At 69.2% G+C, this 25,020-nt stretch carries 22 protein-coding genes and 1 tRNA gene; 11 read left to right on the top strand and 12 right to left on the bottom strand.

Features of this window, described 5'->3' with window-relative positions; translation table 11 throughout:
* Positions 1–34: 34 nt before the first annotated feature.
* The 3 genes from OJA40_RS02930 to OJA40_RS02920 form a co-directional block, all read right to left on the bottom strand.
* On the bottom strand, positions 35–1,462 hold the full coding sequence (locus OJA40_RS02930) for an amidohydrolase family protein (RefSeq protein WP_208426599.1): 1,428 nt from the start codon (positions 1,460–1,462) through the stop codon (positions 35–37).
* 107 nt (positions 1,463–1,569) lie between these two features.
* Positions 1,570–3,309 carry an amidohydrolase family protein gene (locus OJA40_RS02925; RefSeq protein ID WP_263809911.1) on the bottom strand — a complete coding sequence of 580 codons (1,740 nt, stop codon included), beginning with the start codon at positions 3,307–3,309 and terminating at the stop codon, positions 1,570–1,572.
* Positions 3,310–3,451: 142 nt separating this feature from the next.
* Positions 3,452–5,263: an AAA family ATPase gene (locus tag OJA40_RS02920; protein WP_263809910.1), complete on the bottom strand. Its 1,812-nt coding sequence runs from the start codon at positions 5,261–5,263 to the stop codon at positions 3,452–3,454.
* Between the two features lie 168 nt (positions 5,264–5,431).
* On the opposite strand from OJA40_RS02920, the gene OJA40_RS02915 reads away from it, so the two are divergent.
* Positions 5,432–6,337: a sucrase ferredoxin gene (locus OJA40_RS02915; RefSeq protein ID WP_208427258.1), complete on the top strand. Its 906-nt coding sequence runs from the start codon at positions 5,432–5,434 to the stop codon at positions 6,335–6,337.
* 206 nt (positions 6,338–6,543) lie between these two features.
* On the opposite strand, the gene OJA40_RS02910 is transcribed toward OJA40_RS02915, so the two are convergent.
* The 7 genes from OJA40_RS02910 to idi form a co-directional block, all read right to left on the bottom strand.
* Positions 6,544–7,626, bottom strand: coding sequence for a class I fructose-bisphosphate aldolase (locus OJA40_RS02910; RefSeq protein WP_208427257.1), 1,083 nt, complete (start codon positions 7,624–7,626; stop codon positions 6,544–6,546).
* Positions 7,627–7,898: 272 nt separating this feature from the next.
* Complete coding sequence (tpiA, locus tag OJA40_RS02905; RefSeq protein ID WP_208427256.1) at positions 7,899–8,681, bottom strand: triose-phosphate isomerase; 783 nt, start codon at positions 8,679–8,681, stop codon at positions 7,899–7,901.
* Between the two features lie 47 nt (positions 8,682–8,728).
* Positions 8,729–9,301: a class I SAM-dependent methyltransferase gene (locus OJA40_RS02900; protein WP_263809737.1), complete on the bottom strand. Its 573-nt coding sequence runs from the start codon at positions 9,299–9,301 to the stop codon at positions 8,729–8,731.
* Between the two features lie 118 nt (positions 9,302–9,419).
* Positions 9,420–10,838, bottom strand: coding sequence for a TlpA family protein disulfide reductase (locus tag OJA40_RS02895; RefSeq protein ID WP_208427254.1), 1,419 nt, complete (start codon positions 10,836–10,838; stop codon positions 9,420–9,422).
* 8 nt (positions 10,839–10,846) lie between these two features.
* Positions 10,847–12,373: an Asp-tRNA(Asn)/Glu-tRNA(Gln) amidotransferase subunit GatB gene (gatB, locus tag OJA40_RS02890; protein ID WP_208427253.1), complete on the bottom strand. Its 1,527-nt coding sequence runs from the start codon at positions 12,371–12,373 to the stop codon at positions 10,847–10,849.
* 112 nt (positions 12,374–12,485) lie between these two features.
* Positions 12,486–13,301 (bottom strand): DUF547 domain-containing protein, encoded by an 816-nt coding sequence (locus OJA40_RS02885; RefSeq protein WP_263792976.1) that lies wholly within the window; start codon positions 13,299–13,301, stop codon positions 12,486–12,488.
* Between the two features lie 415 nt (positions 13,302–13,716).
* Complete coding sequence (idi, locus tag OJA40_RS02880; protein ID WP_208427252.1) at positions 13,717–14,265, bottom strand: isopentenyl-diphosphate Delta-isomerase; 549 nt, start codon at positions 14,263–14,265, stop codon at positions 13,717–13,719.
* A 301-nt stretch (positions 14,266–14,566) separates the two neighbouring features.
* On the opposite strand from idi, the gene OJA40_RS02875 reads away from it, so the two are divergent.
* Complete coding sequence (locus OJA40_RS02875) at positions 14,567–14,941, top strand: (2Fe-2S)-binding protein (RefSeq protein ID WP_263792973.1); 375 nt, start codon at positions 14,567–14,569, stop codon at positions 14,939–14,941.
* A gap of 47 nt (positions 14,942–14,988) precedes the next feature.
* Here OJA40_RS02875 and OJA40_RS02870 read toward each other — a convergent pair whose 3' ends face one another.
* Positions 14,989–15,228: an FmdB family zinc ribbon protein gene (locus OJA40_RS02870; protein WP_208427250.1), complete on the bottom strand. Its 240-nt coding sequence runs from the start codon at positions 15,226–15,228 to the stop codon at positions 14,989–14,991.
* Positions 15,229–15,497: 269 nt separating this feature from the next.
* On the opposite strand from OJA40_RS02870, the gene OJA40_RS02865 reads away from it, so the two are divergent.
* The 7 genes from OJA40_RS02865 (at position 15,498) to OJA40_RS02835 (ending at position 21,233) form a co-directional block, all read left to right on the top strand.
* Positions 15,498–15,572 (top strand) — tRNA-Asp (locus tag OJA40_RS02865).
* Positions 15,573–15,739: 167 nt separating this feature from the next.
* The gene (locus OJA40_RS02860) at positions 15,740–16,639 is read left to right on the top strand and encodes a ZIP family metal transporter (RefSeq protein ID WP_263809909.1); all 900 of its coding nucleotides are present in this window, start codon (positions 15,740–15,742) and stop codon (positions 16,637–16,639) included.
* A gap of 153 nt (positions 16,640–16,792) precedes the next feature.
* The gene (locus OJA40_RS02855) at positions 16,793–17,599 is read left to right on the top strand and encodes a hypothetical protein (RefSeq protein ID WP_263809727.1); all 807 of its coding nucleotides are present in this window, start codon (positions 16,793–16,795) and stop codon (positions 17,597–17,599) included.
* Between the two features lie 18 nt (positions 17,600–17,617).
* Entirely contained in the window at positions 17,618–19,273 is a 1,656-nt protein-coding gene (locus tag OJA40_RS02850) for a M1 family metallopeptidase (RefSeq protein ID WP_208427496.1), read from the top strand.
* A 13-nt stretch (positions 19,274–19,286) separates the two neighbouring features.
* On the top strand, positions 19,287–19,787 hold the full coding sequence (locus OJA40_RS02845; RefSeq protein ID WP_208427497.1) for a nuclear transport factor 2 family protein: 501 nt from the start codon (positions 19,287–19,289) through the stop codon (positions 19,785–19,787).
* A gap of 91 nt (positions 19,788–19,878) precedes the next feature.
* Positions 19,879–20,616 carry a head GIN domain-containing protein gene (locus tag OJA40_RS02840; RefSeq protein ID WP_208427498.1) on the top strand — a complete coding sequence of 246 codons (738 nt, stop codon included), beginning with the start codon at positions 19,879–19,881 and terminating at the stop codon, positions 20,614–20,616.
* A 116-nt stretch (positions 20,617–20,732) separates the two neighbouring features.
* Positions 20,733–21,233 carry a hypothetical protein gene (locus tag OJA40_RS02835; protein WP_208427499.1) on the top strand — a complete coding sequence of 167 codons (501 nt, stop codon included), beginning with the start codon at positions 20,733–20,735 and terminating at the stop codon, positions 21,231–21,233.
* Between the two features lie 22 nt (positions 21,234–21,255).
* On the opposite strand, the gene OJA40_RS02830 is transcribed toward OJA40_RS02835, so the two are convergent.
* The gene (locus OJA40_RS02830; RefSeq protein ID WP_263809908.1) at positions 21,256–21,717 is read right to left on the bottom strand and encodes an NUDIX hydrolase; all 462 of its coding nucleotides are present in this window, start codon (positions 21,715–21,717) and stop codon (positions 21,256–21,258) included.
* Positions 21,718–21,905: 188 nt separating this feature from the next.
* On the opposite strand from OJA40_RS02830, the gene OJA40_RS02825 reads away from it, so the two are divergent.
* Both OJA40_RS02825 and OJA40_RS02820 read left to right on the top strand, forming a co-directional pair.
* The gene (locus OJA40_RS02825) at positions 21,906–22,286 is read left to right on the top strand and encodes a hypothetical protein (protein ID WP_208427500.1); all 381 of its coding nucleotides are present in this window, start codon (positions 21,906–21,908) and stop codon (positions 22,284–22,286) included.
* Between the two features lie 241 nt (positions 22,287–22,527).
* A complete protein-coding gene (locus OJA40_RS02820; RefSeq protein ID WP_208427594.1) occupies positions 22,528–24,948 on the top strand; it encodes a TonB-dependent receptor in 2,421 nt (806 codons plus the stop codon).
* Positions 24,949–25,020: the final 72 nt, after the last annotated feature.

Raw genomic sequence — 25,020 nt, 5'->3', positions numbered from 1 at the left:
TCAGCAGGCGATCAGAGAGGCAGGGAGGCGGGGCTTACCGGCCCGTGTTTTCGAGGGACACGCCGTTGCGGGTGGCGCGCAGCTGGGCCACGCCCTTCAGGCAGCTGTGGGCGGCGTGGCGGCTCCAGCCGTCGCGGGCCAGGTTGACGGTCCCTTCCGGGTCCACGCGGAGCCGCATGTCGTCGGGGTCCGCCTCGTGGTCGAAGCGCACGACCCCGTCGACGTAGGTCCGCTGCGGTTCGGTGTAGACGGACAGCGGGTGCTCGCTGAAGAGGGCCAAGTCGGCGGCCTTGCCCTCCTCAATCGACCCCACGCGGTCGGCGATGCCGAGCTGCCGGGCCGGATTGATGGTGATGAGGCGGAGGGCCTGGGTGTCCGAGAGGTCGCCGTACCGTTGCGTCTTGGCGGCCTGAAGGTACAGGTCGCGCTGCTCCCCCGGAATGTCGGAGTTGATGGACGCGTTGACGCCGTTCTCCGCGAGGACGGCGGCGTTGTAGGCGGTGGAGTAGTAGACCTCAAACTTGTACGACCACCAGTCCGAGAAGACCGTCGCGCCGGCGCCGTTGTCCCCGAAGGCCGCCAGTTCGGGGGCAATCTTGAAGCCCTCGTTCGCGTGGTGGAAGACGAGGTCCTGGATGCCGAAGTCCTCGAAGACGTCCATGAGCATGAGCATCTCGTCGGCGCGGTACCCGTGGGTCTGCACCAGAATGTCGCCCCGGAGGACCCCCGCGAGCACCTCCATCCGCTCGCTGTGGGCCGGCGGCCGGGCCCGCTCCCCGTCCTGGTAGGCCTGCTTCGCCTCCATGTAGCGCTCGGCCTTGGTGAGGGCCGTCCGGATGACCTGCTCCACGCCCATGCGGGTGCGGGGCACTTGGTCGCGCCCCTGGCCGTACAGCCCCGTCGGGTTCTCCCCGAGGGCAAACTTGATCGTCCGAGGGGCGTCGTCCATCTGCAGGCGGTCCGGGTTCGTGACGCCGTAGCGCAGCTTGATGGTCTCGTTGCGGCCGCCGATGGGGTTGGCGGAGCCGTGCATCACGTGGGCGGTCGTCACGCCCCCCGCCAGCGCGCGATAGATGCCGATGTCGTAGGGGTTGAGCACGTCGCCCACGCCCACTTCGGCGGTGACGGGGTTGGTGGCCTCGTTGACGTCACTGATGGCCATGTGCTGGTGGGCCTCAATGATGCCCGGCATCACGTACTCGCCGCTGGCGTCGTACGTCTCGACGCCGCTCGGGGCGGAGAGGTCCGGGCCCACCTCGGCGATGTCGCCGTCGCGGATCAGGATGTCGCCGTTCTCAATGGTGCCGTTCGTGACGGTCAGCACCGTGGCGTCCTGGATGAACCAGTCATCGGGGGCGTCGCCCCGCAGCTGGTCCTGGGCCCGCAGGGGCGTGGCGACCAGCAAGGCGGCGGCGAGGGCGCCGAGGGCGGAGGAGAGGCGGAAGGGAACGGGGGAGAGCATGGGGGAGCAGAAAGCCAGAACGCAAAACATCGTCGAAAGGAAAAGGCCGGGGTGCGGAATCGGCTGGGGGAGAGCCTACGCCGCCGTGGGGCACCGGGGGGCGAACGCTACTTCCGGGTCGCGTCCGGGGCGCTGGTGCGCTCCCCAGCGATGGGGAACGAGCCGCCGGACGTGGAGGCGGAGCCCTCGAAGGTGTCGCCCTCGACCGTCACCGAGACGGAGACGGAGCCGCCCTGCGGGGAGGCCACCGTGAACGAGAGGGTGGTGCCGTCGAACGACACCGACTGGAGCGACTGTTCGTCGCCCTGGGGACCGACGAAGGTGCCGTCCAGGCCCGACGGGTCGCCCTCAATCGTGACCTCGCCGGAAAGCTCGCCCTGCGGGGTGTCGAGCGTGTACGACCACGTCCCGAGGACCGCGGACACGTCGCCGCTGACTTCCCCCTCGTCGGAGCCGTCGGCGCTGTAGTCGTACAGCCGGCCGTCCACGAAAACATGCGTGACCTTCGTGTCCTCCGCGAAGTACGACCCGTCGGTGACGACCAGGTTGGCAATCTTGCCCGCCTCCACGGTCCCGAGGCGGTCGTCCAGGCCCAGCTGGGCGGCGGGGCGGGTGGTCAGGGCGGCCAGGGCCGTTTGCTCGGGCAGGCCCTGATCGATCATGGTGCGGAGGTTGCTGCGGACGTCGCCCGGGGCGGCCTCGCGGGTGGTGAAGCCGAATTCAAGCCCGGCGTCGTGCAGGGTGGCGGCCGTCTCCAGGTAGTCCTGCCGCTCCATGGCGTGGCGGAGCTCCAGGTTTTTCTCCTCTTCGGCGACGGTCTCGTACGACGGGGTCTGCAGGTCAGGGCTGTAGTATCGAGAGGGGGCGCTCGTCGTGTCGGCCACCGTGGTGTCCGAGCCGCTCGTTCGGGTCGGCTCCTCGGGCAGGTCGAGCGTCAGGAAGAGGGGCGCGTCGACCGCCTGAAGGGCGCCCACCAGCTCGTGACCCTCCCCAAGGCCGGCGAGCACAAGGGGGAAGTCGAGCTCCTGACGGAGCGCGAGGATGCGGTGGAGGGAGAGGGCCTCGTCGGCGTAGAAAGCGAGGGGCTGCTCGCCGTCCAGCACGGGAAAGAGGGCGCTGTGCTGCGGGTCCTGAGGCGGCTGCGGGCGGCCCGTGGGGTCCCGTTCGTAGGCCGCCTCAAGCTGTTGGCGGCGCTCCGCCTCGCGGTACAGCTGCCGCATCTGCGCAATCACGGCCATGCCCGTGGCCGGGTACACGTAGCCGTCGGCCGTCTGGAGCTGGGCGAAGAGGGTGGGGCCGGCCTCCAGGACCATGTCGTTGGCCGTCTCCCCGCCGTAGAAGACGTGCGCGCTGGTGCCGGGAAGCATCTGTCCCTCCGGAGCGACGTGGCCGAGGGTGAACCCGGCCTTCCGCAGCGACTGCAGGGCCGATTCGTCGGGGGACAGAAACGGGCGGACGGCCCGGTCCGGCTGAATGCCCGCCGCGTCGGGGGGTGGGGTGCCGGGGTCCTCGACGTCCGTGTCCTCGTCCTCCGGCATCTCGACCCCCGCGTGCGAGAGCCCGTCGATAAACCCAGCGTAGACCACGAGCGAGTCGGCCTCGATGGTGCGGGCGTCGTAGGGCACCTCGGCGTCCGACCCCACGGCGTCGATCACGCCATCCCGCACGACGACAGTGGCCGATTCGAGCACCTGACCGGGGGCCTGTACGACCCGGGCGTTCTGGAGGGCGTACGTGTCGGTCACTATCGGCACCTCGTAGTCCTGGGCAGCGAGGCGGGACGGCAGGACCAACAGGACGAGGCTGAGAAGGCCGAATCCGTAGCGGCGAAATGTCGAAGCAGTCATGCGGGCGGCGTGCGTCCAATGGGGAGCGGGAAACCAAATCATCCGAAACATAAGGGCGCCGACGGACAGTGTCATCCACGTCGTGGCGCCCATCCGGTCATCCATCGTCTCCGGATGCGTTTCGTCGAACCGGGGGGCGATGCTAGTCCACCATTCGCTTAAGCTGTTCGAGCCGCTCGACGACCTCACTCCGCTTCATCGATCGGAAGCGCTCCGGGAGCAGGTCGCGGCTCGTGCACTCCAGCACGGCGGCCAGCTGCTGCAGCTCCACCTCCGTCGGGTAGGTGGGGGGGATGAAGTCGTTCACCGTTTCCTGCAGGAGGGCCGGCGTCACGGTGCCGTCGTTCGACCCGGCGGCCCGGAAGGCGGCGCGGGTGAGGACGGCCTCCATGTCGGCCCCGCTGTAGGTGCGCTCGCCCTCCAGCAGTTCAGGGGGAGCCGCCTCAATCGGCAGGTCCACGCCCGTTCGGCGCATCATCACCCGGAGGAGCTCCTCCCGGTCTGCGCGGGTGTGGGGGTAGAAGAGCGAGAGGTGCTCCTCGGCGCGCCCCTGCCGCTTGAGATCCACCGGCATCAGGTCGGGGCGGGCGGTGACGAGGAAAAAGATCACACGCCCCCGGTGGGCCGGGTCGCTCATGAACGAGACGATCTGCGAGAAGACGCGCTGGCTCACGCCCGAGTCGCCCTGCGCGTCGCGGTCCCCGAGCGCCGCGTCGGCCTCGTCGATCAGGACCGCCACCGGCGTCATCGCCTCCAGCAGGTTCAAGATTTTCTCCAGGTTGCCCTCCGTCACCCCCTGCCACTGCGAGCGGAAGTTCTTGAGCTTCACCATCGGAATCCCAATCTCCCCGGCGAAGCAGTTGATCAGGAACGTCTTGCCACAGCCCACGGGCCCGCTCACGAGGTACCCCATCGGGAGCACGTCGTGCCGCCCCGTCTGCACGGCGTGGGCGGCCTGGCGGAGGTGGTCTTTCGCTTCGTTGTGGCCCGCGATGAGATCCAGCGAGTTGTCCGTCTCGATAAACTCCAGCATCCCGTACGCCTCCGCCTCGATGAACTCCTTCTTCAGGTCGGAGAGCGTGGCGGCGGTCAGTCGGTTCTGGTTCTCCAGCACGTCGGCCAGGATCGTCCGGAGCTGCGTGTAGTTGAGGCCCGCCGTGTTCTGGGCCAGGGCCTCCGGGGGCACGTCCGAGTGTGCCCGGAACCGGTCGCCCCGCTCGTCCAGGGCCCAGTCGATGTACGCCTGCCGGTCGTCGCCCTCGGGAATCGGGACGTAAATCTCGGCGGTGTGGGGGCTCTGGACGAGCTGCTGGTTCAGGTCCGTCAGGTTTTCGGTGAGGAGGGTGAGCGTAAAGTCGCTCTCCAGAAAGAGCGAGTCGCGGGACCACTTTTGCAGGTACACGAGCGACTGCCGGTCCTGCGCCGAGTACATCGACGCCTCGGCCATGGGGGCCACCGTCTCCGCGTAGTCGATGACGCAGGCCACCCGGGTGCCGTTCGAGAGGCGGAGGCGAAAGTAGTCCTCGAGCAGCTCGAAGACCTTGTTGGGGGCCTTCGGCAGGTTGTTCTCGTATTCGGTGCCGGCGAGGCGCTCCTCCCCGGCCAGGGCGCGACTGAAGTCGCGTCGGGAGGCCGCGTCCGCGAAGTGGATCCCGGCGCTGCGGTCGTAGAAGACCACCACGTCGCGGGCGGCGAACAGGTCGTCGGTCAGGAAGCGCCGAAGCGGCGGGTAGATGCGGGCGCCGTCGCGGTCCTCGGTCGGCACCACGTCGCGAATGTCGCCGTGGAGGATGAAGGTGGAGACCGTCTTCGTGAAGTACTTCCGTGCCAGTTCCCGGGCCCACGGCGGGTAGTGGGCCGTGTACGGGTCTAGGGGCGGCGTGTCGGGGGCGGCCTCGGGGGGCTCGTCTGCGGGCGGGGCCGCGTCGGGCTCGGGCGATTCGGGCTCGGGCATGGACACGAAGAACTTGGGGGAAAACCGACGTGGTGGGGCGAACGAGAGGGGGCGGCGCGGGGTTCAACGAAGCACCCGAGCCCGGAGGCCGATCGTAGGACTCCGGCGTCGTCCCCGATCGTCCGGACGGGGCGCGAATTCCGTACCTGTTTCGTCGAGGAGGATTGTATGGCGTCCGCTTTTTGTTCACGGCTGGCCCGCTCCCACGGCGTCTCGCCGAGGGGCACCGCCACCGAGGCCCCCCACTGGCTCCTGATCGAAGACCCCTCGCCGTGGAGCACGGATGCCGTCGAGGATGCGGGGTGGGGGCCGAGCGTGCACGAGGCCATCGCGGAGTGGACGGACGCGATGCCCGACCTGCGCGTGCAGCTCATCCGTCGGGGGCTTCAGCGGTGGGACGACCCGGGCCGCATTCGCTGCATCGCCGTGCGGGCCGGGCCGCAGCCGGTCGTGCGCGAGTGGTCGCTCGGGGCCTATGGGGACCTCCCTGCCCTGCGGGTGCCCGAGGCGCTCCGGGCCGCTGGGCCTGCCCCTGAGGCGGGGCCGCTCGTGCTCACCTGCGTGAATGGCCGCCGGGATGCCTGCTGTGCCAAGTGGGGGCGCCCCGTCGCCCAGGCCGTGGCCGACGCCGCCCCCGCCGCCGCGTGGCAGACGTCGCACCTCGGGGGACACCGCTTCGCCCCCACCGCCCTGGTGCTGCCCGACGGCACGCACTACGGCTGGCTCCGCCCCGCCGACATGGCCGACCTGGTGGGGGCGCACCGGGACGGGCACCTGTATGATCTGGGCCGGGTGCGCGGGGCGGTCCACCAGCCGCGTCCGGTCCAGGCGGCGTGTCTGTCCCTTCGGCAACGACGGGGCGCGACCGCCCTCGAGGCCGTGCGGGGCGCGGGCCTGGAGGAGACCGGTGAGGGCTGGACGGTGCGGGTGCGGGCCGAAGGCGAGACGCGAACGGCGCACGTGTGGCCGGAGCAGGAGGGAACGCCGTTTCCGCACAGCTGCGGAAGCCGCGACGCAAAGCCGCAGCGGGCGTGGCACGTGAGGTGGACGGCCGACGAAGCCACCGGGCCCTGAGAGCCCGTTTTTTGTGCGTGTCCCGAGGCTGCGGGCGGCAGCGATGGCCTGCACGTCGTCGTCCCCGACAGGATTGGGGAGAGGGCCCTCTTGCGAGGAAAAATCAACATGCCGGGTTCTGAGACACGAAAAAGCGTGCCCCCACCGGGCGGTGGAGGCACGCTGCGGGGCCTGGTACAAATTGATCTGCCCTCGGCATCACGCGGCTAGGCAATCGTGATGTCGTCGTCGAGGTACACGTCCTGGATGGCGTTCAGGATCTCGATGCCCTCCTCCATCGGCTTCTGGAACGACTTGCGGCCGGTGATGAGGCCCATCCCGCCGGCGCGCTTGTTGATGACGGCCGTCCGGACGACCTGCTGCAGGTCGTTCTCGCCGCTCGCCCCGCCGGAGTTGATGAGGCCGCAGCGGCCCATGTAGTTGTTGGCCACCTGGTAGCGGGTCATGTCGATCGGGTGGTCCGTCAGCAGCTTCTCGTCGACGAGCGACGGGTCCTTCGCGTAGCCCTCGTCCTTGTGGGCCCGCACGGCCTGGTACCCGCCCGTCAGGGTCGGCTGCTTCTGCTTGATGATGTCCGCCTCGATGGTGGCCCCGAGGTGGTTGGCCTGCCCCGTCAGGTCGGCCGAGCCCTCGTAGTTGGAGCCGTTCAGGACGAACTCCTTGTTGCGCACGTAGCACCAGAGGATGGTGGTCATGCCCAGCTCGTGCGCCCGGGAGAAGATCTTTGAGATCTCCTGCAGCTGGCGGTTCGACTCCTCGGAGCCCCAGTAGATCGTGGCGCCGACGCCGACGCAGCCTTGCTCGTAGGCGTCCTCCACGCGGGCATAGGGCACCTGGTCGTACCGGTTCGGGTACGAGAGCAGCTCGCTGTGGTTAATCTTGAGGACGAAGGGGATCTTGTGGGCGTAGTCCCGCGCCACGGAGCCGAGCACGCCGTAGGTGGTGGCCACGGCGTTGCAGCCGCCCTCGATGGCCAGCGTGACGATGTTCTCGGGGTCGAAGTACATTGGGTTCGGCGCAAACGAGACGCCGGCGGAGTGCTCGATGCCCTGGTCGACGGGCAGGATGGAGATGTAGCCGGACCCGCCGAGGCGACCGTGGTTGAAGATCTGCTGCATCGACCGGAGGACCTGGGGACTGCGGTCCGAGCCCTTCCAGACGCGGTCCACGAAGTCCGGGCCGGGAAGGTGAATCTGGTCCTTCGGAATGGTTTCGCACTCGTGGTCGAGGAGGTCCTCAGCTTCGTCGCCGAGGTGTTTGGCAATGGGGGTGCGGGTTGCTTGGGCCATGGGTCGGTTGGGGAGGGTTGTAGGACAAAACGACAAGGGGAAGGCCTCGGTCGGATGTGGACGGCGAGGGCCTACCTCACATGGTAAGAAGAGAAAAGGTTTTCGTCCATGTCGGCGACGCAGGAAAGTCATCGCCCTGCCAGGACGCACAGGCCAGGACGCACAGGAACGTAGGGCGGCGGCGTGCACATCGGCCCGCCAGGACCATGTGGGGCCCGTTGCGGCCCCGTCGCCGTTCCGGGCCACGGCGACGGCTTGACGGACGGGAAGGGTCAGTGCCCGGACGTCTCGAGCACCTCGGCCGCCTTCTCGGCGATGCCGAGGAAGCTCTCCGCCTCAAGGCTGGCGCTGCCGATAAGGCCCCCGTCGATGTCCGGCTGGGAGAGAAGGCCGTAGGCGTTGTGCGGCTTCATGCTGCCGCCGTAGAGGAGCGGCACCTCGTCCGCCACCTCGCCCCCGTAGCGCTCCCGCAGGTCCTCCCGGATCACCGCGTGCATCGCCTGTGCCTGCTCGGCGGCGGCGGATTCCCCCGTGCCGATGGCCCAGATCGGCTCGTAGGCCACGATCAGCTCGTCCGCGCCATCGATCGAGACATCCGACAGCGCCCCGTCCACCTGGCTCCGGACGACCGTGTCGGCCTCCCCCGCCTTCCGCTGCTCGAGGGTCTCGCCGACGCACACGATGGGCACAAGGTCGTGGGCCCGGGCCTGCTGGGCCTTGGCGTTGACCTCGGCGTCGGTCTCGTCGTAGTACGTGCGCCGCTCGGAGTGGCCGAGAATAACGGCGTCGCACCCGATGGACGACAGCATGGGGGCGGACACGTCGCCCGTGTAGGCCCCTTCGTCCTTCGCGTGCATGTCCTGGGCCCCCACCGCGACGGGGACGTCCGCCAGCGCCTCGCGGACGGCCGGCAGGTGGACGTATGGGGGGCAGACGAGGAAGTCGACGTCGCCGCGGTCGGCGGCCGTGGACGACAGGCCCTCCGCGATGGCGTCGGCGAGCGCCCGGCCTTCCGGGACGTCGGTGTTCATTTTCCAGTTGCCAGCGACCAGCATAGACGGGAACGGGTTGTGCGGAAAATCGAATCAGCCAGGGCGCAGCCCTACTTCTGCGCCTCGTAGACAAACATCGTCGGGGGGATGTTGCGGGGCTCGTACTCCTTCGTGACCGCCGAGAAGTGCTTGCGGAGCGGGGCCTCCAGGTGGTTGTAGTTCTGATAGACCAGGAACTTCCCGTCCTCCGCGAGGACGTCTCGGGTTCGGGCGAGCAGTTCCTCCCGCGCCCCCTCGTCGAGGAAGGAGAAGGGAATCCCGGACACGATGTAGTCGACCGTGTCCACGTCGTGCGCGTCGAGAATGTCGACGATACGCTCGGCCCGGTCCTGCACGACGAGCGCCCGGGGGTCGTCGCTCGTCCATTCCTCGAGCATCCCCACGAAGTCGGGGTTGCTCTCGACGAGAAGGAGCGTCGAGTCCGCCGTCATGCGGTCGAGGATGAACTCGCTGAAGACCCCGTTTCCGGGGCCGTACTCGACGACGACCTGGTCCTCCCCGAAGTCGATCCACTTGCAGACGCGTCGGACCAGAAAGGAGGAGGAAGGCACGATCGCCGCGACATCCTGATCCTGAAGAAAGTTCTTGATGTAGGAGAAGGTCCCGGAGAGAGCAGACGGCACGGCACGGGTGGAGCTATCGCAGAAGACCAACGATGAACCAGCACGAGCCAAGTACGCGGACAGCGGGGCATGTTTCAAGGCCGTCACGTTCCGACTCCATGAAGGACCGCGGAAAAGGTTAGGGGAGGGAGAGGGGGGCGGCCGCCGTGGGCCTCGCGTGGAGGAGCTGCGTGAGGCCCTGCCGGAGGGCCGGAAAATCGCCGGCCCAGTAGGAGTCCACGATGGCCCCGGTGTCGTCGATGAGAACCCACCGGGGGAGGCGAGTGGCGTTGTACCGGCGGACGAGCGGGTCTTGCGGCCCGTCGGCGGCGATGGCCCGATGGCCCGGCAGTCGTCGGTTGTGCAGAAAGGCCCGGTTGACGAGCGTGTCGGGCTCGGTGGAGACGGAGACGAACGCGACGGAGTCGGCCCGGGTGGCGTCGTACAGGGCGTTCCGGAGGGGGCGCTGGAGGGCGTACAGGTCGAGCCCGGGGCGGTAGTATTCGAGGACGACGGGCCGGCCCCGAAGGCCGTGGAGGGAGAGGGTGTCGCCGCGAAGCGTCCGGATCGTCAGGTTCGGCGCCGTCATGCCCGGTCGGAGCCGGGCCGCCTCGTACTCGGTGCGGCGGGCCCATTCGGCCCAGGGCGTGTGCGGGAAGCGCGCCCGGAGCCGTTGAGACGCCGAGAGGGCCGCCTCCACCTGTGCGCTGTCCAGGAAGGCCTGGATGCGCGCGGCCTGCACCCCAGCCCGCTGCCGCGCAGTGGCGGCCCGGGCCTCGAGGGTATCGAGAAGGGCGAGTGCCGCCCGGTGGCCGTCGAGGCGGGCCTCGGCCCGTCGGGCAATGTGGGCGGCGTCGGCGTAGCGTGGGCTGGCGGCGTCGATCTGCTGGGCGCGGGCCACGACCAGCGAGTCGTTCCAGCCTTCGAGCAGAGAGAGGGACTCGACGGCGGCAAATCCCGCGGCGTAGGTGCCGGGATAGCGGTCCCGGAGGCCCCACAGGACGCTACTGGTGAGGCGGATGTTCTGGACCTGCATGGTCGCGTTGGGCGGCGCCGTCCGGAGCCGGCGCGTGAGCAGGCGTTGGTGCATGGTCATGGCGTTGCGGTACGCCTGCAGGGCCCGGTTCTCCGGCGACACCGGACGGAGCCCCGCGCCCCGGAGCGGAAGGGAGACGCGAAGCGTGGCGGTGTCGCCGGGGGCCACCACGTACTCCGTGCTCGCGAGTTGCTCCCGGCCGCCTCGGCCCCAGAGGGACAAGGCGTAGAGGCCCCGCTCCGGTGCGGAAATCGGCATCTGGAAGCGGCCGTCGGGGCCGGGGCGGGCGTGGCCCAGCGTGTCGAGGCGGCGCCCGTCCGGCCGAACCACGAGGAGCCGCACGTCGCGGTCCGCATCGAGGGCCCCGGCCGAGGAGTCGACGACGACACGGCCCGTCAGGTGGCTCCGGACCGACGAGGAGGGCGGCTGGCAGGCCCCGCACAGCACGACGAGGACGAAGGCCCCCAGGACGCACCGCCCCGACAGGGCGGCACGGGAGGGGGCGAGAGGGAAGGAGAGCATCGGACCGGCTACTCGTCGACATTCGCCGCGTCCCGCCGCGCATCGAGCTTTTCCCGAAGCAGCGACCGGACCAGCTCCGGATTGGGGGAGCCGTCGAAGCGCTGCATCACCTGCCCGATAAAGAACCCGAGGAGGCCGTCTTTGCCGCCGAGATAGGTGTTTACCTTGTCCGGATTGTCGCTTAGGACGTCTTCGACCACGGGGGCAATCGCGCCCCGATCGGTGACCTGAATGAGGTCCCGCTCGTCGGCAATGCGGCCCGCGCTCTTGTCGGGGGCATCGAGCATGGCCTCGAAGACCTCCTGGGCGCCGTTGGAGCTGACCTTGTCCTGCAGGCGCAAAAACACGAGCTGGGCCAGCCGCTCCGGCCCGACCCCCAGCGCGCCAATGGACAGGCCCCGCTCGTTGAGCACGCGCATCACCTCGGTCATGATGAAGTTCGACACCGCCTTGGCCTGCGCGTCGGTGTCGCCGCCCTTCGTGCGCTTGTAGAGGTGCCGCAGGGCCTCCTCGAAGTAGTCGGCCACGGCGCGCTCCTCGGTGAGGACGCCAGCGTCGTACGCCGGCAGGCCCACCTCCTCGACGAACCGACGCCGGCGGGCCCGTGGCAGTTCGGAAAGGTTCGCGCGCACCTCGTCGATCGTGGCGTCCTCGATCCGCACCTCCACCAGGTCCGGATCCGGCAGGTAGCGGTAGTCGTGCGCCTCCTCCTTCGAGCGCATGGGCCGGGTCGTGCCCGCGTCGGCGTCCCAGAGCAGGGTCTGCTGCGTGATGGACTCGCCCCGCTCCGCGGCGGCGATCTGGCGGGCAATCTCGTAGTCGAGCGCCTGCTCCACATGGCGCATCGAGTTCATGTTCTTCAGCTCGGTGCGTGTCCCGAACGCCTCGCGGCCCTGGGGGCGCACGCTCACGTTGGCGTCACAGCGCAGGGAGCCCTCCTCCATGTTGCCGTCGCTGATGCCGAGGTAGCGCACCAGCTGCCGCAGTCGCTGCAAGAAGAGGGCCGCCTCCCGCGGGGAGCGGAGGTCCGGCTCGGTCACCATCTCCAGCAGCGGCACCCCGCACCGGTTGTAGTCGAGTCGGGTGCTCCCCCCGGCCGAAGCGTGCACGGACTTGCCCGCGTCCTCCTCCATGTGGATGCGCGTCAGGCCGACGCGCCGGGAGTTGGGGGCCGACGGGGACGCGTCCTCCTCCTCCCCCGGGAAGACCTCCAGGTAGCCGTCATAGCAGATCGGCGTGTCGTACTGGGAAATCTGGTACCCCTTCGGCAGGTCCGGATAGAAGTAGTGCTTGCGGGCGAAGGCCGAGCGGGCCGCGATGGAGCAGTGAGTCGCCACGCCGAGCCGGAGGGCGTGCTTGACCACCGTTTCGTTGAGCACCGGCAGCGTGCCCGGGTGGCCGAGGCTGATGGGGTCGACCTGCGTGTTGGGGGCGGCCCCAAACGCTGCGGCGTCGGGACTAAAAATCTTGGCGTTGGTCTGGAGCTGGACGTGGACCTCCAGGCCGATGACCGGCTCGTACCTCTCGTAGGCCATACGTGTTGGACAGGGTCAGAACGAAATGCGTGGACGGGGGCGGCGATGCCCCGATGGGTGCGTAGGCGTGAAAACCCGGGGGGCGGGAAAATGTTCGGTCCCGGCCCGCGGATCACGAGTCGGCGGCGATGTCGGGGTCCCCGTCGCCCCGATCGAGGGCGGGGGCGTTCAGGGTCCAGTCGTACGGCCGGTAGCGGACGTCATACGCGCCCTCCGCCAGGGAGTCGCGCACCGCCCCGTCGAAGTAGGGGGCAAGGGCCCGCTGGACGGCGGTGGGGGTGGGCCCAAAATCCGCCCCGTACCACTTGAGGATGCGAGACAGAGCAATGGTGCCGTTGCCGTCGGGAATGCGGTTTTTGGACGACGCGTGCAGAAACCGGCGGGCCTGTGCGTCGAGTTGTGCGTCGAGTTGCGGGCCCGTGTAGGCCTCCCGGCGGAGGCGCGGGCAGCTCTTGGCGGCACAGACGAGCGCGAAGTGGATGCGCGGCTCATCGAACCGGGCGCGGATGATTTCGTGCTCGATCTCGTCGAGGGTCCGGACGGTGTCGGCGACGGGGCCGACGGGGCGTTCAAACGGGGTGCCGCCGTCGGGCGGGCCGTCGATGTCCCGGATGCTCGCCACCGGACGGTGGTCGACGATCAGCTTCAGCGTGTAGGCGTTGTACGCGTTGATCCAGAAGGCAAGGCGGGCCTCCCGATCCAGGGCAGAGGGGCGAGCCTCCGCGAGCGTTTGGAGGTAGGGGGCGAGTACAGTGTCGGCCTGTGCCTGCAGGGCCGCGTAGTCCACGTCGCCCTGCGAGTCCACGAACCGCTGCAGCAGGCGGTCCAGGGCGGCGTGCCGGGTCGAATCCGACCCGGGAGGGGCGGCGCCCGTGGGGGCTGCGGCAAGGGGGGCGCCGCTACCGACGCACAGAAGCACTGCGAGCATCCACATCCGCCCGGTCATTGGTGATCGTCAGGGTCTGGTGGGAGGACACGAGAGGCGACAGAAGATGGAGGCCGCCCCGCGCCCGCCAGCCCGGGACGGGGCGTTTCGGAGACGGCCCATTACCGAAGACGGTTGGGACGGAGACGGCGGCCGAGGGAGCGGCCCCAACGGAGACGGCCTGAACCTGAGCAGAGCCGTTGGGAGGGGAAGTGGATTCGACCTGCTGTACGGCGCACGACCAACCGATGATGCCCCCGACGTAGGTCAGGATGACGAAGGCGAGGCCGGCGTACTGTCGATACGGGGGGCGACCGTTGGGCACGAGAAGGGGGGGGTGAAGAGAAGAGAACACCGAGGGCGTATCGGAGGGGTTTCGTCGCCAAGAGTTCCGGGCCGCTCCGCCCGTCGGCCCGGGCTACGCCGTGGGGGCGGACGCCGACGGGTCGCCGGACGGGGCAGCGGCGAGGGCAGCGGGAAGAAGGTGCCGAAACCACGCCGTGTACCGGTGCGGACGGGCCGCCACGTCGTCGCGCAGAGCGGACGGGGCGACCCACGCCCAGTCGTCCACTTCGTCGGCACTGGGGCGAATACGGGGCGTATCGGCCGTGCCGACGAACACGTGGTTGTGCTCGTGCTCCATGAGGGCGTCCCCGACGGGAAGCTCGTAGCGGTCCTGGAAGGCCGGCGTGAGGGGGGCCGTAAAGCCGAGCTCTTCGGGCAGCCGGCGATGGGCCCCGTCGATCGCGGGCTCCTCCGGCCGGGGGTGGCTGCAACAGGTGTTCGACCAGAGGCCGCCGGAGTGATACTTGTCGTCGGTGCGCCGTTGGAGGAGGAGCCGACCGGTGGGGTCGAAGACAAACACCGAAAAGGCACGGTGCAGCCACCCCTCAACGTGTGCCCGAAGTTTATCGGCGGTGCCGAGTGATTGGTCGTCTTCGTTGACCAGTACGACAGGGTGCGACATGGGACAAAGGCGGGGGAAAGCGGTGGGGAACCATCCACAATGTGAATGGTGGGGCCGGCCCTCGTTGCCCGAAGGCGCCACACGTTACGGGTTTATCCCAGAACGTTTCCCGACCGGGGGAGGCCAGCCCTCCAGCGTCCAAGGGCCAGTGGGGCGTTCAGTCCGGCCCGCGGGGGGACGCCCTCGCCACGAGACAGGCCCGCCGGCCTCCACTTGACGTGCTCGCCTCGGATTTGTCTCTTGAGGCTAGACGAATCTTCGGCCGCCCCCGCCCACACCCTCGCAGATAACGACGCCTCCTATGCACGAGCTTACGATCGAAGGCCTCGGTCCCTGTGAAGTGGAAGAAGGCACGCGGCTGGTCCGGGCCATTGAGGATTGCGGGGCGGCGGTGGGGCACCGCTGCGGGGGGCAGTCCCAATGCACCACGTGCCGCGTGGAGTTCGCAGCAGGGGAGCCTCCCGTCATGACCGAGGCCGAGTACGACAAGCTTACCGACATCGGCCAACTTGGGGAGATGCGCCTCGCCTGTCAGATCGTGGTGGATCGGGACATGACGCTGACCCCCCTCATGACGGTAGAGGACCAGGGGTGGGACGATGCGGGCCCGGAGCCGGCCCTCATGGTGGAGCCGGACGCGGAGTGGTTTTCGATCGAGAGGCTCAAGCAGCAGTGAGCCCCCCGCGTTCCGGGAAGGACACAGGGACACGGCGCCACCGGTGCCTACGACGCCTCCGCCCCGGCGTCTTCGTCATCGGCGCCCGGGGCCTCCTCCTTGGGGCCGTGGTCGTCGTAGTCGTTCACGTGGAAGCCTTCGCCCTTGAAGATGACGCCGGGGTTGTCGGTGATAATCCGTTCCACGTCCTGCCCCGTTTCCGGGCACGTGTCGAGGGGGTCTTCGGTGATGGGCTGATCAACCTCGAAGGTGCTTCCGTCTTCGCGGCGGTACGTGTAGGTCGGCATTGTCGGGTTTGTCGGCGGTCTGAGAGAATCGGCGCGTTCAAGAACGACACGTGGGCCCGCCCTTGCGTGAGAGGACCAGCCCCTGGTACTTTTTGAATTTCAATTGTTTCCGGGGCCGTGGGCAGTCCTGAGAGAAATTCAAGGAGCCCCGGATGCCTCGTATCGGAGCGCTCAGGATTGAGGCGTGGGTTGAACCTGTGTGAACATTCCTCGCGTCCGGAACCCGATCGGGTCTCAGTTTTAGACATAGGTGTAATTTTGAAATCGACGGTCCGGTAGTTCAGTTGGTTTAGAATGCTGCCCTGTCACGGCAGAGGTCGCGGGTTCGAGTCCCGTCCGGACCGCCCAGCCCTCGGTTCCGCTCGTCCGGAATCGAGGGTTTTGTCGTTTGGGTGCTACAGGGGGCCCGACGCCGGCCCGGGCCTTTCGGATCCCCCTACGGCCTCGCAGGTCGGTCGTCGGCGTGGTCGCGACCGCCCCCATCGCTGTCTTCGCCTTGCTCCGGTGCGCAATGTCCTCTTTCTCTCTGCCGTCGCCTGCGCGCTCCATGTCGCCGGTCGGATGGGGCGGGGCCGGGGTGCTCGTCGTTGCGCTGGGGCTTGCGGGGGCGGCGTCGCTCTGGAAACTATTCGCCATCGGGGCCACGGCGTTCGTCGCGATGGCGGGGGGCGCCTGGTTGGGCGTCCAGTCCGAGGCCGCCGGCCGGTCGGGGGGCGAGCGGCAGGCCCGCCGGCTCGCCTGGGGGTATGGGGGGGCGAGCGGGGCCATGATTACGAGCACGGGGGCCTTTCTCATCCCGAGTGCCATCGGGCACGATCCGGTCGTGGGCGGGTTTGGGATTGCGGCCGGGGTGTTTGTGGGGTTCCTGCTGCATGCGGCCCAGCACCAGCTGGCTCATCTGCACCTTCCGGTCGACGCCACGACGCTGGAGCTGACCGCCCACTCGCTCGCCGCCGGGCTTGTCATCGGGGCCGTCTACGCGACGATGCCGGCCCTGGGCCCTGCGCTCGGCCTCGCGATCGTGTCGCACAAGGCACCGGCGGGCTACGCGGCGGCACGGCGGCTGTGCCGCGCCGGCCGGCCCGTGTCGGTGCTCCTGGTGCCGGCGGCCGCCGTGGCCGCCGCGGCGGTCCCGGTCGGGTTCGTGTCCCCGCCCGGCAGCGACGTCGTGCATGCCCTCGTCTTCGGAATCGCCACGGGCGTCTTCCTGCACGTCGCGCTCGACTTCCTCCCCCGGTGTGAAATTGGGGGGGAGGTGTCGGAGGCCGCCGGGCTGACGGAGGGGGAGGCGGGCGAGGATGAGTTCGACGCGCAGCATCACCTGCTCGACCGCCTCCGCCTCCACGCCGTGGCGAGCGCCCTCGTGGGGGGGCTGGTCGTCTTTGTCGCGTGGTGGGGCCTGCACGCCTGACGAGTCCCACGAGGGCCTTCTCGGAGGGCGGACGCCGGCGTCGTCCGGGGCGCGTTGACAGGCGAGGCCCTACTGCCTATTCTTACCGTGCATCCCAAAAACCTGCGCATCCGTCTCTCTCCTGTGCTGCTTCCATCAATCCCCCGAGGCCCCATGCTCCAGTCTCGCTTCCTCGCTCCTCCCCTCGCCTTCGTGTGCGGCGCCCTTCTGCTCCTGGCCGGCTGCGGCGGCGGGGGCGGCGGCAACGGCGTGCAAATTCAGGCGGGCGACCGCTCGCCGTCGATTGACGGCGCGATGGCCCGCGTGACGGCCCCGGCCGACAGTGCGGTTGTGGACAGTGCGGGCGTGGACGTGACGGTGGAGGCCGAGAACTTTGAGGCGGGCATCCAGACCGACACGGAGCGGGCCAGCGAGATTGCCAACTCCGGAAACGGGCAGCACTTCCACATCATCGTGGACAACCAGCCCTACATGGCCAACTACGAGGCCGGAACGCCCTTCGACCTCGGCGACCTGGAACCGGGCGCGCACACCCTCGTCGCCTTTCCGAGCCGGTCGTACCACGAAAGCGTGAAGGGACAGGAGGCATATGACCTGGTCAACTTCTACGTGGGCGAGGAATCCGGCGCGTTCATGCTGGGCCCGAGGGAGCCGGCCCTCATCTACAGCCGACCGAAGGGCACGTACAGCGGCGACGGCGCCGACCGGATTATGCTCGACTTCTATCTCCACAACGTGGAGCTGGGCGCGGACGGCTACAAGGCCCGCTACACCATCCGGGACGCGGAAGGGAGCGAGGTCGCGTCGACGACACTGACCGAATGGGCCCCGGCGTTCGTGACGGGACTGGCGGACGGGACCTACGAGGTGACCCTCCAGCTCATCGGGAGCGACGGCAGTGTCGTGCCGGGGCCGTTCAACGACACGACCCGCGAGATTGAGGTTCGTTCTGAACGCTAAGCCCTCTTGGAGGTCTGCATGATGACTCTTGAGTTGTCCCTGTGGCGCTGGGCCCTCCTGCTGATGGTGGGGGGGAGCGTTCTGATCGGGGGCCGCGGGGCCTGCGCGCAACCGGCCCCGGGCCCCGCCGCCCAGCCCCAGCCCGGCATCGACGTGCAGGATTACGACTTTGCCCTCACCCTCTCCGACACCACGGATCGGATTGAGGGCACGGCCACGGTGCACGTCCGCATCGACACCGATACGCTCACGGCCGTGCGGCTCGACCTCATTGGCCGGGCGCCGGAGGGCGAGACGGGCATGCGCGTGCAGTCGGTGTCCGAGGCGGGGCGGGCCGTGTCGTACCGCCACGCCGACGACCTCCTCCGCATCCGGCCGCCCGATCTCGCGGCGGGCCAGACCCGCACGTTCCGCATCGAGTACGCGGGCGTGCCCGAGGACGGCCTCATCATCGGCACCAACCGCCACGGCGACCGCACCTTCTTCGGCGACAACTGGCCGAACCGGGCCCGCCACTGGCTGCCGGTGGTGGACCACCTCGCCGACAAGGCGACCGTCGAGTTTCGGGTGACGGCACCCGCCCGGTACGACGTCGTCAGCAACGGGGCCCGGGTGCACGACTCGACGAGCGGGGGCACGCGCCACACGCACTGGCGGACCGACGTGCCGCTGCCGCCAAAGGTGATGGTGATTGGCGTGGCCGACTTTGCGGTCGACTCGGCCGGGACCGTCGACGGCGTGCCGGTGCAGAGCTGGGTCTACCCGGAGGACCGAGGGCCGGGCCTCAAGGACCTGGGCCAGGCGCCGCCCATCCTCCGGTTCTTCGAGAAAAACCTCGGGCCGTACCCCTACGCGAAGCTCGCCAACGTGCAGTCCACCACGCGCTACGGCGGGATGGAGAACGCGGCCGCCATCTTCTACAGCGAGACGGCGGTCGCCGACGGCGAGGACGACACCTCGCTGCTGGCCCACGAGATTGCGCACCAGTGGTACGGGAATACCGTCACCGAGGCGGACTGGCCGCACCTCTGGCTTAGTGAAGGGGTTGCCACGTACCTGACGGGCCTGTATCTGGAGCACGCCCGGGGCGCGGCGGCCCTGACGCGGTACATGGCCGCGGCGCGGCGGCAGGTCGTGCAGTTCCACGACGCAAATCCGGACACGCCCCTCGTGGACACGACCTACAGCGACCCGAACGAGCTCCTCAACACGAATCCCTACCAGAAGGGCGGCTGGGTGCTGCACATGCTCCGTCGCGAGGTGGGCACCGACACCTTCTGGCGGGGCCTGCGGGCCTACTACGAGCGCTACCGGGACGGCAACGCGAGCACCCGAGACTTCCGGGCGGTCATGGAGGATGTCTCGGGGCAGGACCTCGAGGCATTTTTTGACCAGTGGACGCGTCGCCCGGGCCATCCGGTCATCGAGGGCACCTGGCGCCACGACGCCGCCGCGGGGGAGTGTGTCGTGACGCTGCGCCAGACCCAGGACGAGCCGCCGTTCGTGGTGCCGGTGCCGGTGGCCCTTGGCGAGTCCCCGTCCCGCACCACGACGCTCTTCATGCGGGGCCGGGAGGCGCAGTCGCGCGTCGACTGCCCGCAGGCGCCGTCGTCCGTGACGCTCGACCCCAACACCGATCTCCTCGCGGAGCTGTCGATGCGCCGCGCCCAATAGCCGCCCGACGCCCATGACGCGCCGTCTCCTCCTGCTTCTTTTGGTGGCGGGGCTGTTGGCCCCGGTCGCGTCCGCCCAGCCCGACGGGGGACGCGCCCCCGCGGCGGAAGCGGCGGTGCGGGCCGCCCTCAACGCCCTCTTCGACGGAATGCGGGCCGGGGACAGCACCGCGGTGCGGGACGTCTTTCACGACGGCGCCCGCCTGTACACGGCGGTGGGCCCGAGCGACACGGCCGGCGTGAGCCAAACCCCGGTCGACGCGTTCGTGGAGTCGGTGGGCCAGCCCCGTGAGCGCGTGTGGGACGAGCGCACCTGGAACGTGGAGGTCCGCGTGGACGGGCCGCTTGCGAGCGCCTGGGTGCCGTACGTCTTCTATCGCGGCGACGAACGGTCGCACTGCGGCGTGAACGCGGTGCAGTTGGTGCGGGGGCCCGACGGCTGGCGGATCCTCCAGCTGACGGACACCCGGCGGCAGGCCTGCGACGTGCCTCCCGAGGTGCAAAAATCGCGGTAGCGAGGACGGTGTAACATCGGCGCGCGGCCGACCGTGGTGGACATGCCTTGCAGGCATCCACGCATTCTGCCACCCATCCGTCCGCTGCGCCATGCTCCGCCCCCCATCTGTGTTGCGTACCGCGCTGTTCGTGGGCCTCTTCGCCCTGCCCCTCCACGTCGCCGCCGCCCAGGAGAGCGCCCGAGAGACGCGCTCGGTGGAGGCGTTTGCCGCCGTCGAGTTTCGGGTGCCCGGCACCCTGCACCTGCGGCAGGGAAGCGAACGGTCCGTCGAGATTGAGGCCCCGCCGGCCGTCCTCGACCAGTTCGAGACCGGGGTCGACGATGGGACGCTTGAACTCCCGGTCGACTCGGACGACCCCCTGTTCGGCGGCCTCTTCGGCGACGACGCGTCCGTCGACGAGAAGGTGGACGTCTACGTGACCGCGCCGACAATCGAATCCGTATCGCTGGCCGGGTCGGGCGAGATTGTGGGCGAGAATCAGATCGAGGGGGAGACGTTCGAGCTCAGCGTTGCGGGATCGGGCCGCACGCGCCTGGACGTGAACGCGGAGGCGCTGGACGTGCAGGTGGCCGGCTCGGGCACCACGATGCTGGAAGGGCAGACGGACGCCCTCACCACCAACATCGCCGGGTCGGGCGATCTGCAGGCCGCGGACTTGGAGGCGCGGACGGTGGAGGTGAGCATCGCCGGGTCCGGAGACGTGGAGGTGCACGTGACCGACGAGCTGGACGCTTCCATCTTCGGCTCCGGCGACGTGCACTACCGCGGGCAGCCCTCCGTCTCCACGAGTTCGTTTGGAAGCGGAGAGGTCCGCCCGATCGAGTAGAAGGGGCGGGTCCCCCGGCGCGATCTTTTGGGCCGGGCGTGCATATGATGGGGCCCTGTCGGATTCCGACTGTCGGACCGACGCGCCCGATTTCCTTCACCAATTCCGGACTGCCCGTGGACCTCGACCGCTGTACCGTTACGATTCCCCGCGAAGAAGACGCCGCCGACGACCCCGAGTCCGTGGAGGTGTGGCCCCTCATCGAGGCCGCCCTCGACAAGATCGACGCCGACCCTTCGACCCGCGACGCCGCGGAGGCGGCCATCGAGCACGGCGACGGGAGCGTCGTCCTGGCGAACTACCTCAACAGCGAGGCCAAGCGGGTCCACGAGATGGACTACCGCTTCAAGGTCCCACTCGTGGTGTGGGCCGCCGAGCAGGCCCGCGCGGACGACACCGCCACCTCCATCTACGACCCCGACGAGGGCTGCGTCTACTTCGAGACCGACGTGAGCCAGTTCTCCTTTCACGTCTACAAGGACTGGACCGTCGACTGGCCCGCGGTGGCCGACGACGTGCAGGCCGGCTACGAGTGGAGCGGCGAGGACAACCAGACGTGGGCGCTCGACTGGCTTATGGACTTCCTCGACGTGCCCACGGACGACTACATGGTGTGAACAACGGGCTGAAGCGGACCGATCATTCGGGGGGCGTCCGTACGACCAGTTGCGGCGGGATGCCGGCGCGGAGCGTCTGGTCGGCCAGGCGAAGGAGGCGCTGCTGCTCGGGCCACGCCAGTCGGCCGGCGGCCTCCTCGGCCGGGAGCCAGGCGAACGCGTCGTGCTCGTCGTCGAGCACCGGGGCGCCGGGAAGGGCCGCGGCGAAGGCCGGAATCAGATTGATGCGGTCGTCCTGCCACTCGTAGAAGGCATTGACGGACGGGAGCGTCCAGAGCCGGTCGGGGGCGTGGCCGGTTTCCTCGGTGACCTCGCGGCGGGCGGTTTCCCAGGCGGCCTCCCCCGATTCGATCTTGCCCCCCACCATGCGCCACTGCCCGGCGTACTCTGTGCCCGGGGCGCGGCGGAGGAGCAGAAACTCCGGGTTGACGGCCGACTCGCGGTACGGATACACGTCGACGACGCGGACGACAGATCCGGGCATGGCGGAGGGCGGTTGGACGACCGACGGTTCGCAGGCCAATGTAGCCATCGGCACCGAGAGTATCGATTCGGGGGCGCCGCGGGACGGGTCGTCTGAACGGATGTGCATGTGTGGTCGTTTTCAAGTGAGGAACCAGGGGGGAGGCGTGGCAATAGGGAGGGTGATTCCCAACAACCCCTCGTCTTCCCATGCAGGGACGCCGTCCCATTCTGGTCGGGCTGCTGCTCGTGGCGTTCGCCACGGGCGGGGTCATCGGGCCGACTGTACACCTCGTTCAGCACGGGGCGGCGCAACGGAGCACGCAGACGGAGGCGTCCTGTCACCCGGCGGATGTGCACGCCGCGGAGGGGCCCCTCTGGACGGGCGCGACCGATGGCCGTGCGCTGCTGGAGTGCGACCTCTGCGCCACCCGGCTCCTGGTCGTGCCGCCCACGCCCATTCCCCCCACGGCCCCACGTGTGGTTGAGGGCCTGGCCGTCGAGGTCCGGTCGCACGCAGCCGTCGCCCCTGTGGCGGCGGATCAGTTCATCCGCGGGCCTCCATCGTTCTCTGAGGCCCGTCCGGCGTAGTCCCGGTTCCCCCTCGCCAGCGCCCGCCCCCCGGACGCACTGGGTGCCCTGCGTGTCTGCAGGCCACCGCCATCGATCCGGCGTCCGCCCGGGCCGCCCCCCCGGCCCCGTGGAATGGGTGTGCGTCTGTGCCCCAGGGCGTCGCGACTGCGACGAACAGGCCTCCTTTCCGTCGTTCCCGCCCGTCCCCGATGGGCGGCCCCGATCTGTTTGCTCCGCCGCACCTGTTTGTCCTGCTTTTATGTCGACCCGTATTCTTGTTGTTCTTTCTCTTCTCACTTTTTTGGTCCCCACCGCCGAGGGCCAGTCCACCCGCAGCACCGTGACCGGCACCGTCACGGACGCCGACGGGGCGCCCCTGCCCGGCGCCCAGATTGCCGACGTGGCGTTTCAGCGGGGCACCACCGCCGGCCCCGACGGCCGGTACACGCTCGATGGCCTTCCGCCCGGCCCCCACACCCTCGAAATTCGGTTCGTCGGCTACCAGACGGCCGTCCGGGAGGTTACCCTTCAGGCCGGCGAGACCCGCGAAATGAACGTGTCGCTCGAAGAGCGCGTGCTGGAGACGGACGGGGTGACGGTCACCGGCACGGCCCGCGCCCGCAGTACGCTCCGCGCGCCGCAGGACGTGGACGTGATGGGGACCGAAGACTTGCAGAGCGGCCGCAGTGCCGCCCTCGGCGAACTGTTGCAGGAAAACGTAGACGGGGTCTCGTCCATCCAGACGGGCGCGCAGGCCGGCAAGCCGGTCCTCCGCGGCCTGAGCGGCAAGCGGGTGGTGCTTCTGAAAGACGGCATCGCCCAGGAGTACTACCAGTTCGGCGTGCGGCACTTCCCCACCACCAACGCGAGCGAGGCCGAGCGCGTGGAGGTGGTGCGCGGGGCCAGCAGCATCCTCTACGGCTCCGACGCCCTGGGTGGGGCCATCAACGTCATCAGCAAGCCGGCCCCCACCACGGGCGTCGACGCGTTTGAGGTGGGCGGGTCCGCCTCCACCCAGTACTACACGAACAACAACGAGCGGGCGGTTTCCCTCGACCTGAGCGCGGCGCAGGGAAACGTGGGCTGGCGCGTGGGCGCGGAGCGCCGCATCGCCGACAACTACCACACGCCCGACGCCTCCACATTCTTTGAGGAGAATCCGGACACTGGCACGTTCGGCGACCCGAAGTACACCGGCGAGGTGCCGTTCACCAATTTCGAGCAGTGGAGCACGTACGGCCAGGTGGGCCTACAGGGCGCGTTCGGGACGCTGCAGCTGTACGGCGACTACTGGTCGAACGCCCAAAACTTTCTGCTGCCCACCGGCGGCCCGGACGACGACAATCCAACCTCGCCGCCGCCCAACGGCCTCGGCCAGAACCTGGCGCACAGCAACGTCGTGCTGAAGGGCAACATCGTCGCCGACGGTTTCGTGTTCAAGCCGCGCCTCAGCTGGCAGCGCTCCATCCGGCAGTCGGGGGCGCCGGGCACCAACCTGGGCGATATTCGCGACGGCGGCGGGCTGGCGCGGTTTGACTACCCGCTCGACCTCAAGACCGACATTTACACCGGGCGGCTCGAGGTGGCGCACCCCTCGATCGGAAACCTCAGCGGCACGATCGGGGCGGAGGTGCAGCACCAGGACGCCGACACGCGCGGCCCGGCCGAGCTGCAGCCGTCGGCCCGCACGTGGAATACCGGCGTCTTCTTCTTCGAGGACCTCGACCTCGACCCCATCACGGTCTCGTTCGGGAGCCGCCTGGACGTGCGCACCGTGGAGGCGGTGCCCAACGACCGCACCACTGATTCCGACCAGCTGGACAACACGTACACCACCCTTTCGGGAGCCGTGGGGGCCAGCTACGCGTTCGGCGACGGGATCGCGATCGCGACGAACCTGAGCTCCGGCTTCCGCGCGCCCTCCATCTTTGAGCTCTACGCGAGCGGCGTGCACGGCGGCGTGGCGGCCTTCCAGGTCGGCAACCCGGACCTGGAGCCGGAGCGCTCCTACAGCGCCGATCTGTCGCTGCGCGTGCGGCGCGACCGCCTTACCGCCGAGGTGACCGGCTACGTCAACGCCATCCAGGACTACATCTACCTGGAGAATACGGGTGAGAGGGGCCCCAATGGGAACCTTCCGAAATTTGCCGCCGACCAGACCGACGCCCTGATTCCGGGCATCGAGGCGACGGTCGAGACGAGCCCGCTGCCGTGGCTGCAGGTGGGCGGCTCCGCCGCCGTGCTCGACGGCACCGGCGACGGCCTGGGGGCGCAGGGGGGCGACGGGGAGCTCCCGCTGCTGCCGTCCAACACCGTCAGTGGCTTTGTGCGCTGGGTTCCCGCCGACACGGGCCCCCTCAGCAACTCGCAGGTGGAGCTCTCGCTGAAGCGGTCGCTTGAGAAGGACGCCGCCGGCCGGTTTGAGCCCTTCGCGCAGTTCGATGCGCTGGATACACAGGGGCCAAATCCGCCGTTCGGGACCGCCTCGACGCGCGCCTACAGCGTCGTCAACGTGGAGGCCCGCACCACGCTGGCGCTGGGCCTGGGCGCGCCCCTCACCGTCTCGGTCGGCGTGGACAACCTGCTCGACGAGACGTACCGCGATTTCCTGGACACGTACAAGGGGTACGCCCTCTCGCCGGGCCGCGACGTGCAGTTTAGCCTCTCCACGACGTTCTAGTCGCGGGGGCCGGCACATGCGAGTGAGTTTCGTTGCGCGGTGGGACCGGGAGCGAACTGGTTCCACCGCCCG

It is taken from the genome of Salinibacter pepae (assembly GCF_947077775.1).
GTDB classification, from domain to species: Bacteria; Bacteroidota; Rhodothermia; order Rhodothermales; family Salinibacteraceae; genus Salinibacter; species Salinibacter pepae.
Note: the sequence above shows the minus strand (reverse complement) of the source record. Positions and strands in the feature narration are given on the sequence as shown.

Bases quoted from the DNA above. Each gene is read 5' to 3' on its own strand.
- OJA40_RS02930 (WP_208426599.1), bottom strand. From the start codon at position 1,462: ATGCTCTCCCCCGTTCCCTTCCGCCTCTCCTCCGCCCTCGGCGCCCTC.
- OJA40_RS02925 (WP_263809911.1), bottom strand. From the start codon at position 3,309: ATGACTGCTTCGACATTTCGCCGCTACGGATTCGGCCTTCTCAGCCTC.
- OJA40_RS02920 (WP_263809910.1), bottom strand. From the start codon at position 5,263: ATGCCCGAGCCCGAATCGCCCGAGCCCGACGCGGCCCCGCCCGCAGAC.
- OJA40_RS02915 (WP_208427258.1), top strand. From the start codon at position 5,432: ATGGCGTCCGCTTTTTGTTCACGGCTGGCCCGCTCCCACGGCGTCTCG.
- OJA40_RS02910 (WP_208427257.1), bottom strand. From the start codon at position 7,626: ATGGCCCAAGCAACCCGCACCCCCATTGCCAAACACCTCGGCGACGAA.
- tpiA (WP_208427256.1), bottom strand. From the start codon at position 8,681: ATGCTGGTCGCTGGCAACTGGAAAATGAACACCGACGTCCCGGAAGGC.
- OJA40_RS02895 (WP_208427254.1), bottom strand. From the start codon at position 10,838: ATGCTCTCCTTCCCTCTCGCCCCCTCCCGTGCCGCCCTGTCGGGGCGG.
- gatB (WP_208427253.1), bottom strand. From the start codon at position 12,373: ATGGCCTACGAGAGGTACGAGCCGGTCATCGGCCTGGAGGTCCACGTC.
- OJA40_RS02885 (WP_263792976.1), bottom strand. From the start codon at position 13,301: ATGCTCGCAGTGCTTCTGTGCGTCGGTAGCGGCGCCCCCCTTGCCGCA.
- idi (WP_208427252.1), bottom strand. From the start codon at position 14,265: ATGTCGCACCCTGTCGTACTGGTCAACGAAGACGACCAATCACTCGGC.
- OJA40_RS02875 (WP_263792973.1), top strand. From the start codon at position 14,567: ATGCACGAGCTTACGATCGAAGGCCTCGGTCCCTGTGAAGTGGAAGAA.
- OJA40_RS02870 (WP_208427250.1), bottom strand. From the start codon at position 15,228: ATGCCGACCTACACGTACCGCCGCGAAGACGGAAGCACCTTCGAGGTT.
- OJA40_RS02860 (WP_263809909.1), top strand. From the start codon at position 15,740: ATGTCCTCTTTCTCTCTGCCGTCGCCTGCGCGCTCCATGTCGCCGGTC.
- OJA40_RS02855 (WP_263809727.1), top strand. From the start codon at position 16,793: ATGCTCCAGTCTCGCTTCCTCGCTCCTCCCCTCGCCTTCGTGTGCGGC.
- OJA40_RS02850 (WP_208427496.1), top strand. From the start codon at position 17,618: ATGATGACTCTTGAGTTGTCCCTGTGGCGCTGGGCCCTCCTGCTGATG.
- OJA40_RS02845 (WP_208427497.1), top strand. From the start codon at position 19,287: ATGACGCGCCGTCTCCTCCTGCTTCTTTTGGTGGCGGGGCTGTTGGCC.
- OJA40_RS02840 (WP_208427498.1), top strand. From the start codon at position 19,879: ATGCTCCGCCCCCCATCTGTGTTGCGTACCGCGCTGTTCGTGGGCCTC.
- OJA40_RS02830 (WP_263809908.1), bottom strand. From the start codon at position 21,717: ATGCCCGGATCTGTCGTCCGCGTCGTCGACGTGTATCCGTACCGCGAG.
- OJA40_RS02825 (WP_208427500.1), top strand. From the start codon at position 21,906: ATGCAGGGACGCCGTCCCATTCTGGTCGGGCTGCTGCTCGTGGCGTTC.
- OJA40_RS02820 (WP_208427594.1), top strand. From the start codon at position 22,528: ATGTCGACCCGTATTCTTGTTGTTCTTTCTCTTCTCACTTTTTTGGTC.